Here is a 14,355-nt window from a genome sequence, read left to right as displayed (position 1 = left end):
AAGTATACCGCCATGTGTAAAAATAACACACCACAGTATACTTATTTTATCATTATTCCATAAAAATAACACCATTATTTTTATGAAATAATTAAAAAAGATAAAAAATCTAAAAACTTCGACCGCCGCCACCGAATGTGCCACCGCCAGTTGAGTGTGTGGTGCTGCCGCCGCCACCCATTCCGCCACTGCCGCCATTGTTTTTAGGAATACGACGAGTAGTGATGAAAGAGTTGGTTAACTGATCTGTGCGGGAGGTTAAGTTTAACGTTGTTTTTTCCCTAAAAGGATATTGATAACTTGAAAATTTTAATTGATATTTAGAAATATTGATGCCTAAGAAGATCAAGCTGAGTATCAGCGCAGCAGCAAAAGCAATTACCATTTCCAGCGGGGTAATGACTTTATAACGGGTGATCTTACCTGTTTCGCTGTCCACACGATAGTGACCCCCAGGAACCCCTTTATCAACAAATGCTTGAGTTTCCTGAACAAAGGTTTGAGCAGCCGCGAAATAATTTCCTTGACTCATCCCATCCATTACTTTATCTAAGGTATCATTAATTCGTGCATCCGTCATATAATCGATCATGTTTCCAGAAGTAGAGATGTAGACTTTCCGTAAGTCCATATCAATGAGAAAAAGAATGGCATTTTGGTCCTTGCCAACTTTATTTAAAAGATAATGATCTGCATATTCTTGTTCATCGCCATAGGTATTATTATTTGTGGTCACAATAAAGACAGAGGCTTTTGTTTTTTCTTCTAAAGGTTGTATCTCTTGTTTTAGTTGATTGATTTGATCAGGTGTCAGTAATTGTGTACCATCATCAATTGAATTTTCAGCCGCCGAAACGGATAGGGCAAGGCTAAAGGTAAGAAGTATTAGGAAAAAAATAGGTAAAAGTCGTTTTTTCATAGGAAATAACCTCCTAATAAAAAGAGTGCTAAGAGTCCAGCGAAAATGCCTAACGTTGCTAGCCCTAAACGAGTGTAACTAATTGGAAGTACACCGCTTACTTTACCTGTTTGTCCATTCATGGCATAATAATAAACTTTTTTTGATTGTTCCTGACTGCGATAGGTGACTAACCAAATTGGCAAAAGCATATAGTGATTATTTTCTTGGTTTAGAGAAATATCCGTGCGAACATTTGTCAACGTAGTATAACCAGAAGCAGAGTCCCGTAACAATGATTCCGAATAATCTTGTAATTCTTGTTGAACGTGTTTTTTGATTGCTTCATATTCAATATCGCGTTTTTCTGCTTGGAAACCTGCTAGGTATTGGCTTTTGAAAGGCACTGCTTGATCAATTAAAAATGGTTGAACGCCTTCCACCATTTTTTGTTGGACGTTTTTTGACAAGGCATTTTTAACTAATTCTTTAAACGATAATTTTCCTGAACGTCCCACATTGAAACGTTTTGTTTCGGTGTATTCAATATCACCTACGCGCCAAATGCGAATACTTGTGCCAGTAGCTTGGAGTTGTCCGTCGACTTCTGCATCAACGACCCAATAGGGGAAGTAAACCCCAGTTAATTTATCGATTTGATTTTTGCTGAAAAAGTCTCGGGGAATGAACCATTTTTTCTTGGTCCAAGCGAGAAATTTTTCAATCGCTTCGTCTTTTTCAATTGTAAAGGGTAAGACGTTTTCTGGTAAAAATTCGCCACTTAATCGACCAGCCAAGACAACTGGATTATGGCAATAATAACAGTAAGTAGCAGCCGTTGTCGCATCGGTGACAATTTGAGCGCCGCAGCTTGGACAATTAAAAATTTCCATTGTGCCTGCATCTGCAGTTGTTTCCTTCTCAGTGGTCTCTGTTTGTTGCGTAGCGGAGGATTCTTCTTCCGCTGTGAAAGTCAAATTTTCCTCGGCAGTCGTTGTTGAGGGATTCTCTAAATGTGCCTCATGTTGCTGTTGCTCATAACTAGTCACTTCTTCTTCCGTGTAAATATTTAAACAATATTCACAATGAAATTTTTGATCTTTGGGATTAAATAAGAGCGGGCCGCCACAGTTGGGGCATTTATGGGTAAATGTTGTTTCCATTGCAACCGTCCTTTCTAATAGAGTGAGTAAATAACAGGAATCTGATTCAAAGAAAAAGGGTAGACTTGTGCCTGACCCTTTTCTTTAATTGTTCACTACTTGCTTATAAAGGAACCCCTTGGAATGGTTTACCACAATGTGGACAGAACTTAGGAATACCATTACTTAAGTCAACAATTTCGCTACATTCACTACATTTCATTTCTAATTTTGGTTTTTCGTTTGTTGGTTTTGGTGTACCACAGTTTGAGCAAAACTTCCCAGTGTTTTCAGTCCCACATTGTGGGCAAGTCCAAGTGTCTGTAGCCCCTTGTGCATTTTGCTGGTTTTGTTTTTCTTGCATTTGTTGTTGGTTTGTTTGAGACGCTTGCGCAAAGTAGTTGCCATTCGCATTCATGCCCATACCAACGCCCATAAAGCCGCTCATAGCGCCACCTTCATTTTTACCAGCAGCCTCCATACCACGAGCCAAGGAACCTTGAACATAACCTTCGCGAACACCTGGATCGCTGAGCATAGCTCCTTCATTTCGCATGTTGATTAATTTTGTTGAATCATCTGTATAAGAAATGCTCGCAACTGCTACAGAAACAATTTCCATGCCGCGATTGGTGCGCCAATCCTCATCAAGTGCAGTTTGCATATATTTACTTAATTCAACACTTTTTGAGGGAACATAAGAAATACGTTGCCCATCAGCAGACATTTGATTGATTGCTGCTTGCAATGCTGTAATGAACTCTGCCAAATATTGTTCATTAATATCATTAATATCTACTTGCGTTTGATTTTTAGGAATCGCATTAGTATAAAATAGTAAAGGATCTGTAATTTTAATTGAGTAATTTCCGTGTGCACGTAAGAAAAGTTCGGCATTATAAAAATTATCAAAATAGTTTAATGGCGCAGGTGTTCCAAATTTAATGCCTTTAATTTCTTGCAAGTTAATATAAAAAACTTGTTGTTTTTGTGGAGTTACGCCACCAAATTTGAAACGACTGAAGGTCTCTGCAATCGCATCTTTTAAAGAACCGTTAAACATTGAAGGCGCAGAATCATTTTTGACTGTATAATAGCCTTCTTCAGCAGTGTAATCGATGATTTTGCCCCCATCGACAAGAAGCATCATCATGTTGGGATAGACATGTACAACAGAACCATCTGTTAAAACATCGTCCGTTCCTTTACGATTAGAACCACGTTTATCATCTTTACGCACAAAAACACCTTTTGTCATGACGGTTGTGTCCCCCATATTATCAGGTTCAATAACCTCTAGCCATTGATCGGCCAAGCCACCGCCAACTGAACTTGTTGCTGCTTTAATAAGTCCCATGTTCATTCCTCCTAATAAAAAACTAATTGTTACAGCTAGTATACCACACAATGAATGCAGAGAAATCCAACGAAAGCCTGATGAAATGGAAAAAATTGATCAAACTTTATTAAGAAATTAAAAAAAGTATAGGTGAAACACAAGCATTTTAAAAAAAGTTACGTATAATAGAAGAAAAGACATATTATATAGTTAGGGGATTATTGAATGGAACGAAGCAATCGTAATAAAAAATCTTCAAAAAAACCACTTATTCTTGGTGTTTCTGCCTTGGTTCTAATCGCTGCTGCCGGTGGCGGGTACTATGCTTATAGTCAATGGCAAGCCAAACAAGAATTAGCCGAAGCGAAGAAAACAGCTACTACATTTTTAAACGTATTGTCAAAACAGGAATTTGATAAGTTACCGTCCGTTGTTCAAGAAGCTAGCTTAAAGAAAAATGGCTATGATACTAAATCTGTTGTTGAAAAATACCAAGCAATTTATTCAGGGATTCAAGCTGAAGGAGTCAAGGCTAGTGATGTTCAAGTCAAAAAGGCGAAAGACAATCAATACACATTTACCTATAAATTATCGATGAGTACTCCTTTAGGCGAAATGAAAGATTTGTCTTATCAATCAAGTATCGCCAAGAAAGGCGATACCTACCAAATCGCTTGGAAGCCGTCTTTAATTTTTCCAGATATGTCAGGAAATGATAAAATTTCGATTCAAGTAGATAATGCCAAACGTGGAGAAATTGTCGATCGTAATGGTAGTGGGCTAGCAATTAACAAAGTGTTTGACGAAGTGGGCGTAGTGCCTGGCAAACTCGGTTCTGGCGCAGAAAAAACAGCCAATATCAAAGCTTTTAGTGATAAGTTCGGCGTTTCTGTTGATGAAATCAATCAAAAGTTAAGCCAAGGATGGGTCCAAGCAGACTCCTTTGTACCAATCACAGTTGCTTCTGAACCAGTGACAGAATTACCAACAGGGGCTGCGACAAAAGACACAGAGTCACGTTATTATCCGTTGGGGGAAGCAGCTGCGCAATTAATCGGGTATACGGGCACCATTACTGCAGAAGATATTAAAAAAAATCCAGAGTTAAGTAGTACGGGCGTAATTGGTAAAACTGGCTTAGAACGAGCGTTTGATAAAGAATTAAGAGGGCAAGATGGTGGCTCGCTAGTTATTTTAGATGACAAAGAGAATGTCAAAAAAGCTTTACAAACCAAAGAGAAAAAAGATGGTCAAACGATTAAATTAACGATTGACAGCGGGGTACAACAACAAGCTTTTGCTATATTTGACAAACGTCCTGGTAGTGCGGTCATTACCGATCCTCAAAAAGGCGATTTATTAGCAACGGTTAGTTCACCTTCGTATGATCCTAATAAAATGGCCAATGGTATTTCTCAAAAAGAATATGATGCTTACAATAACAACAAAGATTTACCATTCACAGCACGTTTTGCGACAGGCTATGCACCAGGCTCTACCTTTAAAACAATTACCGGTGCCATTGGTTTAGATGCAGGGACATTGAAGCCAGATGAAGAGCTAGAAATTAATGGCTTGAAATGGCAAAAAGATAAATCTTGGGGCGGCTATTTTGCGACACGTGTAAAAGAAGCAAGTCCAGTCAATCTGCGTACCGCTTTAGTTAATTCAGATAATATTTATTTTGCCCAACAAACATTACGTATGGGGGAAGACAAATTTAGAGCGGGTCTTAATAAATTCATTTTCGGTGAGGAACTAGATTTACCAATTGCCATGACGCCTGCTCAAATTTCAAATGAAGATAAATTTAATTCTGAAATTCTTTTAGCAGATACGGGCTACGGCCAAGGCCAATTGTTAATTTCGCCAATCCAGCAAGCTACCATGTATAGTGTTTTCCAAAATAATGGAACATTAGTCTATCCAAAATTAGTTTTAGACAAAGAAACAAAGAAAAAAGACAATGTAATCAGCGCCAACGCAGCGAATACAATTGCCACAGATCTTTTAGGTAGTGTGGAAGATCCTTCAGGTTATGTTTATAATATGTACAATCCGAACTTCTCATTGGCTGCTAAAACAGGAACAGCTGAAATAAAAGATAAACAAGATACAGATGGCAAAGAAAACAGTTTCCTTCTAACGTTAGATCGTAGTAACAATAAATTCTTAACAATGATTATGGTTGAAAATTCAGGAGAAAATGGTTCTGCAACAGATATCAGTAAACCATTAATTGATTACTTAGAAGCAACCATTAAATAAAAAGAGAAAATGAACGAAACGAGGTTTCTGTAAAAAGAAACCTCGTTTTCCCTTTTTAGAAAAAGGAAAGTGTGCTACAATGAAGCGACTAAATTGTAGAAGGAAAGGGATTCGTGTGCGAATTTTAGCAATAGATACATCTAACCAAACATTGAGTATTGCTGTGTGTGAAAATCAAAAAATTCTGGGAAGTTATACAGCAACGGTTAAAAGAAATCATAGCTTAACATTAATGCCAGCAATTGACTATTTGATGAGTCAATTGAACTTGGCGCCAACGGCAATTGATCGTTTTGTCGTAGCAGAAGGACCTGGATCATACACTGGCTTACGTTTAGGCGTGACGACTGCCAAAACATTGGCCTATACTTTAAAGAAAGAGCTAGTAGGTATTTCCAGTCTACAAACGCTAGCTGCTAATTGTGTTGGGCAAACCGGTTTAGTTGTGCCTCTTTTTGATGCGCGTCGTAAAAACGTCTATGCTGGTGCTTACCGGTTTGTCGATGGCGTGTGGCAAAATGAGTTACCGGACCAACATATTTCCCTGCGGGAGTTATTAGAACTACTAAAAAATGAACCAAATCTTTTTTTTGTTGGTGAAGATGTTGAAAAATTCACTGAAGAAATAGCTCAAATCATTCCTCATGGAGAAATTTGTGATGTTCCACAATGGCAAATTCCTAATGCCGCAGTTTTGGCTGCGTTAGGTAGTGTGGCTGAACCTGTTGAAAATGTTCATGGGTTCTTACCTGCGTATTTGAAAAAAGTAGAAGCGGAAGAAAATTGGTTGAAGACACACACGCCTAATGGAGAAAGCTATGTGGAAAAACTTTAATTTTGTGACAAAATACTTTACAAAAAGACGGCAACGGTATATAACTAAAACCATTGCAATGAACCAGCAAGAATTTCAATTGCGTGAAATCACCTACCAAGATATTAAGGATTTACTAGCAATTGAACGCGAAGTTTATGCTGGGGAACTTCCTTGGACGATGTCTGCTTTCATGGCAGAACTTGGCTCAAAAGCGCCGCATCTCTATTTGTTAGCGGCAATTAACGGGAAAACAGTTGGCTTTATTGGTTGTCGGATTCAAGGAACGGATGCACACATTACGAATGTCGCTGTCCATACAGCATACCAAGGCTTAGGTTTAGGTCGTTCTTTAATAGAAGAAACGCGAATTTTTGCCAAGAAAAATCGTTGTGAAACCTTATCGCTAGAAGTACGAATGAGTAATGTTAAAGCCCAACGTTTGTATCGAAAAATTGGCTTTGCCTCACAGACGGTGAAAAAAGGCTATTATGACGAAAATAATGAAGACGCACTAGAAATGATAATTGATTTAAAAGAAGAGTGAAGAAAAAATGTTAGTAACAAAAAAAGAAATATCTGTAGCAAATATTGGTGAAGAATTATGGCGTTTCAGTAATTCTTCTTATACAACTGGCTCCCCTTGGACAGAAACACAATTCGCGGAAGATTTTGCTCAGGAAAATAGCGAATATCTTTTTTTAGTTGAAAATGGCCAGTGGTTAGGCTATATTGCCTATCATTTTATTTTAGATGAAGCAGAAATTAGTCACGTTGTTGTGAATGGTCAGAGACAACACCAAGGAATTGGTTGTCAATTAATGAAAGCTTTTAAAGAATATGTTAAAAGTCGTGACATTACACAAATTTTCTTAGAGGTCAGAGAATCGAATACATTAGCTCAAAAACTTTATGAGAAAACAGGTTTTCGGAAAGTAGCTGTTCGAAAAAATTATTATAAAGAACCTCAAGAAAATGCCTTTGTAATGTGTGCGAAATTAAGGAAGGAAGCCCAATGACAATTTTTACAAAAGAACGTAAATTATTATTAGCTGTGGAAAGTAGCTGTGATGAAACAAGTGTGGCTGTCATTGAAGATGGCGACAAAATTCTTTCCAATATCGTAGCTTCGCAAATTAAGAGCCATCAACGTTTTGGCGGAGTCGTTCCAGAAGTTGCGAGTCGTCATCATGTTGAACAAGTGACGATCTGTATTGAAGAAGCATTAACAGAAGCAAAAGTCACACCAGAAGAACTTAGTGGCGTTGCTGTGACCTATGGGCCTGGGTTAGTCGGTGCTTTATTAATAGGACTTTCTGCAGCAAAAGCATTTGCTTGGGCGCACCAATTACCACTTATTCCGGTCAATCATATGGCTGGACACATTTATGCTGCCCGTTTTGTAGCACCGCTCGAATTTCCATTGATGGCCTTACTTGTTAGTGGGGGACATACGGAATTGGTCTACATGAAAGAAGATGGCTCTTTCGAAATTGTTGGTGAAACACGTGATGATGCAGCTGGTGAAGCGTATGATAAAGTCGGACGGGTGTTAGGGTTGACTTATCCTAGTGGCAAAGAGATTGATGCTTTGGCCCATGAAGGCACAGATACCTATCAATTTCCACGGGCGATGCTAAAAGAGGATAACTATGACTTTAGTTTTAGTGGCTTAAAAAGTGCGTTTATTAACACGGTTCATAATGCAGAGCAACGTGGTGAAGCACTGTCTACAAAGGATTTAGCCGCAAGTTTTCAGGCTAGTGTGGTAGAAGTATTAGTGACTAAAACCATTCGTGCTTGTCAAGAATATCCTGTTAAGCAATTGCTAATCGCTGGGGGCGTTGCTGCGAATCAAGGATTACGAGAAGCAATGAGACATGCAATCAGTGAACAATTACCAGCAGTAAAATTACTTATTCCGCCATTAAAACTTTGTGGGGATAACGCGGCGATGATTGGCGCTGCCGCTTTTATCGAAGCTGAAAAGAATCATTTTGCTTCGTATAACTTAAATGCAGAACCTGGCGTTAGTTTTATGACAATTAGTGAAGAAGGCTAGCCAGCTAGACAAAAATTTGCTATAATGAAGCCAGTTTAACAATGACATTCGATGATAAAGAGAGTACTTATTTCAACGTCAGCTTAGCGATCTTGGGAAGGTGGGAGCCAAGAGTGATCGGAATGAGGAAGCGCACTTTTAGAATTCTGCTGAAAGCAGACGGCAATCACCGTTATCGATGAAGCAGGTCTATCCAAGTAGTATAGACAATTAGAGTGGTACCGCGGGTAAATTCTCGTCTCTGACAAAACAAAATATTTTGTTTTGTCAGAGACGTTTTTGTTTTTTTAATACTTACAAATTAATCAGGAGGGTTCTTATGAACAACAAAGAAATCGTAGCAAAAGCGTTACATGATGTTTTAAATGAAGAATTAACGATGGATCAAATCGAACAATTATTGGAAAATCCTAAATCTGTTGATCATGGAGATGTGGCTTTTCCAGCCTTTTCATTAGCTAAAATTTATCGTAAAGCACCACAACAAATTGCAGCAGAATTAGCAGAAAAAATTGATGGCACAAATTTTGAAAAAATTGAAGTGGTAGGACCTTATTTAAACTTCTTCATGAATAAAAAAGCAGTCAGTCAAGCTGTTATTGGCGAAGTAGTCAAAGAAAAAAATAACTACGGAAACAGTACCTTTGGCAATAATGGCAATGTTCCTATTGATATGTCTTCACCAAACATTGCTAAACCAATTTCTATGGGACACTTACGTTCTACGGTAATCGGGAATTCAATTGCCTTTATTTTAGAAAAAATTGGGTATCAGCCAATTCGGATTAACCACTTAGGTGACTGGGGTACACAGTTTGGTAAGTTAATTGTAGCTTATAAAAAATGGGGTTCTGAAGAAGCAGTCCGCCAACAGCCAATTAATGAATTATTGCGCTTATATGTGCAATTTCATGAAGAAGCAGAAGAAAAACCAGAATTAGAAGACGAAGCACGTGCTTGGTTTAAAAAATTAGAAGAAGGAGACCAAGAAGCCAATGAATTATGGAAATGGTTCCGTAGCGAGTCTCTAAAAGAATTTGATAAAATCTATTCCATGTTAGAAGTTGAATTTGATTCATACAATGGCGAAGCCTTTTATAATGATAAAATGGATGAAATTGTTACTTTATTAGAAGAAAAACATTTATTAACAGAAAATCAAGGTGCAGAAATTGTTGATTTGACAGAATATAATTTAAATCCAGCACTTATTCGTAAATCAGATGGTGCGACGTTATATATCACACGGGATTTAGCTGCTGCGCTTTACCGTAAACGGACGTATGATTTTGCCAAATCACTTTATGTAGTCGGCAACGAACAAAGCAATCACTTCAAACAATTAAAAGCAGTCTTGAAAGAACTAGGGTTTGACTGGTCAGATGATATGGAACACGTTCCGTTTGGTTTAATTACTCAAGGCGGTAAAAAATTATCCACACGTAAAGGGAAAATTGTTTTATTAGAAGAAGTATTGAATGAAGCTGTTACTTTAGCAGGAAATCAAATTAACGAGAAAAACCCAGACTTAGCAAATCGTGAAGAAGTGGCGAAACAAGTAGGTGTAGGTGCAGTTATTTTCCATGACCTTAAAAATGATCGTCTAAATAATTTCGATTTTGTATTAGATGAAGTTGTTCGTTTTGAAGGCGAAACTGGCCCGTATGTTCAATATACGCATGCTCGTGCGATGAGTATTTTACGTAAAGCAAACTTTACACCAGACGCTACAGAACGTTATGCACTAAATGACAAGGACAGCTGGGAAGTCGTGAAGTTGTTACAAAAATTCCCTGAAACTGTGATGCAAGCTGCTGAAAAATATGAACCATCTGTTATTGCGAAACATAGCATTCATTTAGCACAAGCGTTCAATAAATATTATGCCCATGTTCGGATTTTGGATGAAGATGCTCAAAAAGAGGCACGCTTAGCGTTAGTTTATGCAGTAGCTACTGTTCTAAAAGAAGATTTACGTTTACTAGGGTTACATGCACCAGAAGAAATGTAGAAGTTTTTGTGAAAATTTTACTGCGTTGAACGCTAAACTTATTAAGCAAATATTAAAGTTAAGTTACAGATTGAGAAATTCATAGTAATTAAATAGCTGGGGTGCTATACTCGAGTCAAGTTATAAAAGGATTAGAAAAGGTGGCACCCAATTATATGACAGAAAAATGGCGTGAAGACGAAGAATATCTTTCTTATGTAGAAGATTTATTAGCAACCGAAGAAGTCCAAAAATTAGCAGAATACACACAACATATGCATTCAACTCGTTTAGAACATTCAATTAGTGTTTCCTATCATAGCTATAAATTAGCAAAGCGTTGGAACGGCAATGCTCGTGCAACAGCTCGTGCTGGTTTATTACATGATTTGTTTTACTATGATTGGCGCACAACAAAGTTTGACGAAGGCTCTCATGCCTATGTTCATCCACGAATTGCAGCCAAAAATGCTGAAAAAATTACAGAGTTGTCTGATTTAGAACGAGACATTATTATTAAACATATGTGGGGCGCAACTATTGCACCACCAAAATACAAAGAAAGTTACATTGTAACCTTTGTTGACAAATATTGTGCTGTGAAAGAAGCGGCGTTGCCGATGACGACAGCCATGAAAACCAAATGGCGTCAGTATTTTGGCCAACAGTCAATCTAATAAAAAGCTTATCCGTAAGGATAAGCTTTTTTTGTTTGACGTTGACTAAAAAGTCTAGCATTCATCTATTTAAAATAAATATTAAAAGTAATTTTGTTCTGTTAATTTCTTTTGAGCATATCGATAGACTGCTTCTTGATTTTCAGTTGTCAATTGTTTGTAAACATTCATAATATTGGTCGGGACAACAAATGGCGTTTCTTCCGTTTCAGGAATACCTAAGATTTCAAGAGGTGATACATCTAAAACTTTAGATAAGGCGACAATTTTATCCCTCCCCATATTTTCAATCATTCCAGTTTCCCATTTCCTAACGGTACTTTTTCCAACACCAACAAAATTTCCAACTTGTTCTAATGTAAGATTTTTCTCCATCCGTTTTTGCTTCAAAAAATTCTCTTTCAAAAAACCACCTCCGTAAAAACATTCTAGCACAAAAAGTGTCGCAAAAGAAACATGTTTTTTTCAAAATGAAAGTAACGAATATAATAAAAAAATCAGTATTTTTTAATGATATTGACGTTTTTTTCACAAAATGATATAATTTCAGTGTCTTATTAGACACTGAAAAGGGGGAGAGTAAAATGGAATCTAATTTAATTCACTCAAAATTGAAAATGAAAGGGAAAAATGTTGAGTGGTTGGCAAATGAAATGACTGCATACGGACAGCCCATATCTGCTTCAACGATTTACAAAAAATTAAAAGGAGAAGTTGTTTTCAAAGCATCGGATATTAAATTGATTTCACAATTGTTGGATTTGAAGAATGAAGAAATTATGACTATTTTTTTTAGTGAATTAGTGTCTAAAAAGACACATATTGGTATTGGAAGGATTGTGATGAATGAAAAAAATTATTAATAAGTTATTTTCGATTTGCTTAATTATTTTTACTATTATAGGGTCTAATACAAGTATTGTTTCTTATGCGATGAATAATGAAAGTGGCACGCAAATTCGGTCCATAGCTGTTGAATATCCTGAGGAAAAAACGGAAATTGTTGCCACAAAAGATTGGGCAACTGTTTCCTTGGCGTTATCAATTTCCGAATTAACCAAGGGCGAGGTCCTTACGTTAAAAATGGCTAGTGAAAAATATTCCTATTCAATGACGCCTTTTGAAATTGGAGATGCACTCCAAGTGATTCCAAATGATGATGGTACTTGGACGATTAAAGCCTTACAAACAATCACAGATTACTCTGCTAACTTACAACTGAAGTTGCGATATAATCAAAATTTATCAGAAGATTTTGAAGATCAAGTCGTTTTTACTTTTGGTGATTCACAAAAAATTGTCAAAATTAATATCGGGCAATACGTGGAGAAAGTTCCGCCAACTGAACTGGTTCGAAAAGTCCCGTTAGGATTTACCTCAGAGGGAAGAATTGCCTGGGTCATTTACTTTAACTATAATCAAGCAGGACTTTCAGGTTCAGAAAAAACAACCTTTAAATTTTTAGATAATGTAGGTCCAAACCAAACTTTAGCTGTTGACAGTATTGCCGCGTATCTCACCAAGCAGCCTATTTTAGAAGTAAATGGTGAAATGATTCGGAATTTAGAGCATGATGAATACAGTTATGATGCCAGTCAATTTTTCCAAAAATATGCTTCTGAATCTGGATTTAATTATGAAGCGGAGAAATTTGAAGGAATACCAACGGCCACAGGCAGTTATCTTTCTAATAAAAACGCCTATTATATTTATTTAGAAACAATTCCAAATGAAAATATTCCAAGTGATGCCTTGCTATCAAATTACACCTATATGCGTATTTCTAACGAGGGATTCGATGCTTGGGAAGATGAAGACATCGCTTATATCACGGCTGATGAAAATAGTGGAGGAACAGGCCAAGGTGGTGTTATTTTAGAAAAAATAGATGCAGCGACAGCTGAAGTGCTGCAAGGCGCTATTTTCAAACTTGTGAATAAAAAAACACAACAAGTTGTTCAAGAGAATTTAAGAACCAATCAATCTGGACAAATCCGTTTAGCTGGTTTAGAACCTGGTCTATATGAACTGATTGAAACAAGAGCACCAACTGGTTATAAGTTAGATGCAACACCAGTTCCGTTTGAAATTAAAACAGGCCAAACTCAGACGATTCGTCTGAAAAAAGAAAATACACGTTTAGAAAATCAATTAAAAGTAGAAAAAGTAGATGAAAATAATGAGGCGAAACGTTTAGCAGGTGCTGAGTTTTCGTTGTACGACCAAAAAGATAATCTAATAGCAAAAGGTGTCACGAATGAAAATGGCGAGCTGTTATTTTCAAATTTATCACCTGATGGAGAATATTATTTAGTTGAAACGAAGGCGCCTAATGGCTATGAATTAGACGATACTAAACATCCTATTTCATTTGCTGGAAAAACCGACTACACTTTAACATATCGGGTGAAGAATAAGCAACAAGTACAAACTGGCTCCATCAAAATTGTTAAACAAGACAAAGAAAGCAAAAAACGTTTAGCAGGCGCAGAATTTCAGTGGAAGGATACAGTGACAGGAAAAACAGGCATAGTGACAGTTGGAACCGATGGAACGGTCACGATTCCCAACTTATCCGTCAATCGTACGTATGAACTTACGGAAACAAAAGCACCCGTAGGCTATGTACTAGACAAAACCGTGCATAAAGTCACTCTAACAACTGCACAAGCCAATAAAGTAGTGACAGTAACTGTTGATAATGTAGCGCAAAAAGGCTCCATTAAAATTGTCAAACAAGACAAAGACAGCAAAAAACGTTTAACAGGCGCAGAATTTCAGTGGAAGGATACAGTGACAGGAAAAACAGGAACAGTAACAGTTGGGACCGATGGAACGGTCACAATTCCCAACTTATCTGTCAATCGTACGTATGAAATCACAGAAACAAAAGCACCCACAGGCTATGTACTAGACAAAACCGTGCATAAAGTCACTCTAACAACTGCACAAGCCAATAAAATAGTGACAGTAACTGTTGATAATGTAGCGCAAAAAGGCTCCATTAAAATTGTCAAACAAGACAAAGACAGTAAAAAACGTTTAACAGGCGCAGAATTTCAGTGGAAAGATACAGTGACAGGAAAAACAGGAACAGTGACAGTTGGGACCGATGGAACGGTCACGATTCCCAACTTATCCGTCAATCGCACGTATGAACTTACG

Annotated in this window: 13 protein-coding genes; 9 read left to right on the top strand and 4 right to left on the bottom strand. The window is 37.3% G+C overall.

Annotation, left to right across the window (positions count from 1 at the left end; all coding sequences use genetic code 11):
• Positions 1–109: 109 nt before the first annotated feature.
• From AB3I34_RS07585 to AB3I34_RS07575, 3 genes are all read right to left on the bottom strand, one after another.
• Positions 110–919: a TPM domain-containing protein gene (locus AB3I34_RS07585; RefSeq protein ID WP_010712698.1), complete on the bottom strand. Its 810-nt coding sequence runs from the start codon at positions 917–919 to the stop codon at positions 110–112.
• Positions 916–2,061 (bottom strand): hypothetical protein, encoded by a 1,146-nt coding sequence (locus tag AB3I34_RS07580; RefSeq protein WP_010712697.1) that lies wholly within the window; start codon positions 2,059–2,061, stop codon positions 916–918. The genes AB3I34_RS07585 and AB3I34_RS07580 overlap by 4 nt, the downstream gene beginning before the upstream one ends.
• A 103-nt stretch (positions 2,062–2,164) precedes the next feature.
• A complete protein-coding gene (locus tag AB3I34_RS07575; protein WP_002356656.1) occupies positions 2,165–3,397 on the bottom strand; it encodes an SPFH domain-containing protein in 1,233 nt (410 codons plus the stop codon).
• Positions 3,398–3,604: 207 nt separating this feature from the next.
• Here AB3I34_RS07575 and AB3I34_RS07570 point away from each other — a divergent pair, with 207 nt between their 5' ends.
• From AB3I34_RS07570 to AB3I34_RS07540, 7 genes are all read left to right on the top strand, one after another.
• Positions 3,605–5,647, top strand: coding sequence for a penicillin-binding transpeptidase domain-containing protein (locus AB3I34_RS07570; protein ID WP_010712696.1), 2,043 nt, complete (start codon positions 3,605–3,607; stop codon positions 5,645–5,647).
• Positions 5,648–5,762: 115 nt separating this feature from the next.
• Positions 5,763–6,482: a tRNA (adenosine(37)-N6)-threonylcarbamoyltransferase complex dimerization subunit type 1 TsaB gene (gene tsaB / locus AB3I34_RS07565; RefSeq protein ID WP_010712695.1), complete on the top strand. Its 720-nt coding sequence runs from the start codon at positions 5,763–5,765 to the stop codon at positions 6,480–6,482.
• Positions 6,454–7,008, top strand: coding sequence for a ribosomal protein S18-alanine N-acetyltransferase (rimI, locus tag AB3I34_RS07560; protein ID WP_002384199.1), 555 nt, complete (start codon positions 6,454–6,456; stop codon positions 7,006–7,008). The genes tsaB and rimI (AB3I34_RS07560) overlap by 29 nt, the downstream gene beginning before the upstream one ends.
• Before the next feature lie 7 nt (positions 7,009–7,015).
• A complete protein-coding gene (rimI, locus tag AB3I34_RS07555; protein ID WP_002384200.1) occupies positions 7,016–7,480 on the top strand; it encodes a ribosomal protein S18-alanine N-acetyltransferase in 465 nt (154 codons plus the stop codon).
• Positions 7,477–8,523, top strand: a complete 1,047-nt coding sequence (tsaD, locus tag AB3I34_RS07550) for a tRNA (adenosine(37)-N6)-threonylcarbamoyltransferase complex transferase subunit TsaD (RefSeq protein ID WP_010712694.1) — start codon at positions 7,477–7,479, stop codon at positions 8,521–8,523. Before rimI (AB3I34_RS07555) ends, tsaD begins: the two co-directional genes overlap by 4 nt.
• Positions 8,524–8,842: 319 nt before the next feature.
• Positions 8,843–10,534, top strand: coding sequence for an arginine--tRNA ligase (argS, locus tag AB3I34_RS07545; protein ID WP_085444088.1), 1,692 nt, complete (start codon positions 8,843–8,845; stop codon positions 10,532–10,534).
• A 155-nt stretch (positions 10,535–10,689) separates the two neighbouring features.
• Positions 10,690–11,190, top strand: a complete 501-nt coding sequence (locus tag AB3I34_RS07540) for an HD domain-containing protein (RefSeq protein ID WP_002356666.1) — start codon at positions 10,690–10,692, stop codon at positions 11,188–11,190.
• Between the two features lie 81 nt (positions 11,191–11,271).
• On the opposite strand, the gene AB3I34_RS07535 is transcribed toward AB3I34_RS07540, so the two are convergent.
• Positions 11,272–11,565: a helix-turn-helix domain-containing protein gene (locus AB3I34_RS07535; protein WP_048941565.1), complete on the bottom strand. Its 294-nt coding sequence runs from the start codon at positions 11,563–11,565 to the stop codon at positions 11,272–11,274.
• A gap of 209 nt (positions 11,566–11,774) precedes the next feature.
• Between AB3I34_RS07535 and AB3I34_RS07530 the strand changes: the two genes are divergently transcribed.
• Entirely contained in the window at positions 11,775–12,053 is a 279-nt protein-coding gene (locus tag AB3I34_RS07530) for a hypothetical protein (RefSeq protein WP_002376690.1), read from the top strand.
• On the top strand, positions 12,037–14,355 hold a 2,319-nt coding region (locus tag AB3I34_RS07525; protein ID WP_262231351.1), incomplete at its 3' end, for a collagen binding domain-containing protein. The genes AB3I34_RS07530 and AB3I34_RS07525, both read left to right, overlap by 17 nt.

Origin of the sequence: Enterococcus sp. C102(2024) (assembly GCF_040888205.1) — a bacterium.
Taxonomy (GTDB): Bacteria; Bacillota; Bacilli; order Lactobacillales; family Enterococcaceae; genus Enterococcus; species Enterococcus faecalis.
This window is presented reverse-complemented; position numbering and strand designations above follow the sequence as displayed.

Excerpts from the sequence above, each read along its gene's own strand:
- AB3I34_RS07585 (WP_010712698.1), bottom strand. The coding sequence starts at position 919 with ATGAAAAAACGACTTTTACCTATTTTTTTCCTAATACTTCTTACCTTT.
- AB3I34_RS07580 (WP_010712697.1), bottom strand. The coding sequence starts at position 2,061 with ATGGAAACAACATTTACCCATAAATGCCCCAACTGTGGCGGCCCGCTC.
- AB3I34_RS07575 (WP_002356656.1), bottom strand. The coding sequence starts at position 3,397 with ATGGGACTTATTAAAGCAGCAACAAGTTCAGTTGGCGGTGGCTTGGCC.
- AB3I34_RS07570 (WP_010712696.1), top strand. The coding sequence starts at position 3,605 with ATGGAACGAAGCAATCGTAATAAAAAATCTTCAAAAAAACCACTTATT.
- rimI (WP_002384199.1), top strand. The coding sequence starts at position 6,454 with ATGGAGAAAGCTATGTGGAAAAACTTTAATTTTGTGACAAAATACTTT.
- rimI (WP_002384200.1), top strand. The coding sequence starts at position 7,016 with ATGTTAGTAACAAAAAAAGAAATATCTGTAGCAAATATTGGTGAAGAA.
- tsaD (WP_010712694.1), top strand. The coding sequence starts at position 7,477 with ATGACAATTTTTACAAAAGAACGTAAATTATTATTAGCTGTGGAAAGT.
- argS (WP_085444088.1), top strand. The coding sequence starts at position 8,843 with ATGAACAACAAAGAAATCGTAGCAAAAGCGTTACATGATGTTTTAAAT.
- AB3I34_RS07540 (WP_002356666.1), top strand. The coding sequence starts at position 10,690 with ATGACAGAAAAATGGCGTGAAGACGAAGAATATCTTTCTTATGTAGAA.
- AB3I34_RS07535 (WP_048941565.1), bottom strand. The coding sequence starts at position 11,565 with ATGGAGAAAAATCTTACATTAGAACAAGTTGGAAATTTTGTTGGTGTT.
- AB3I34_RS07530 (WP_002376690.1), top strand. The coding sequence starts at position 11,775 with ATGGAATCTAATTTAATTCACTCAAAATTGAAAATGAAAGGGAAAAAT.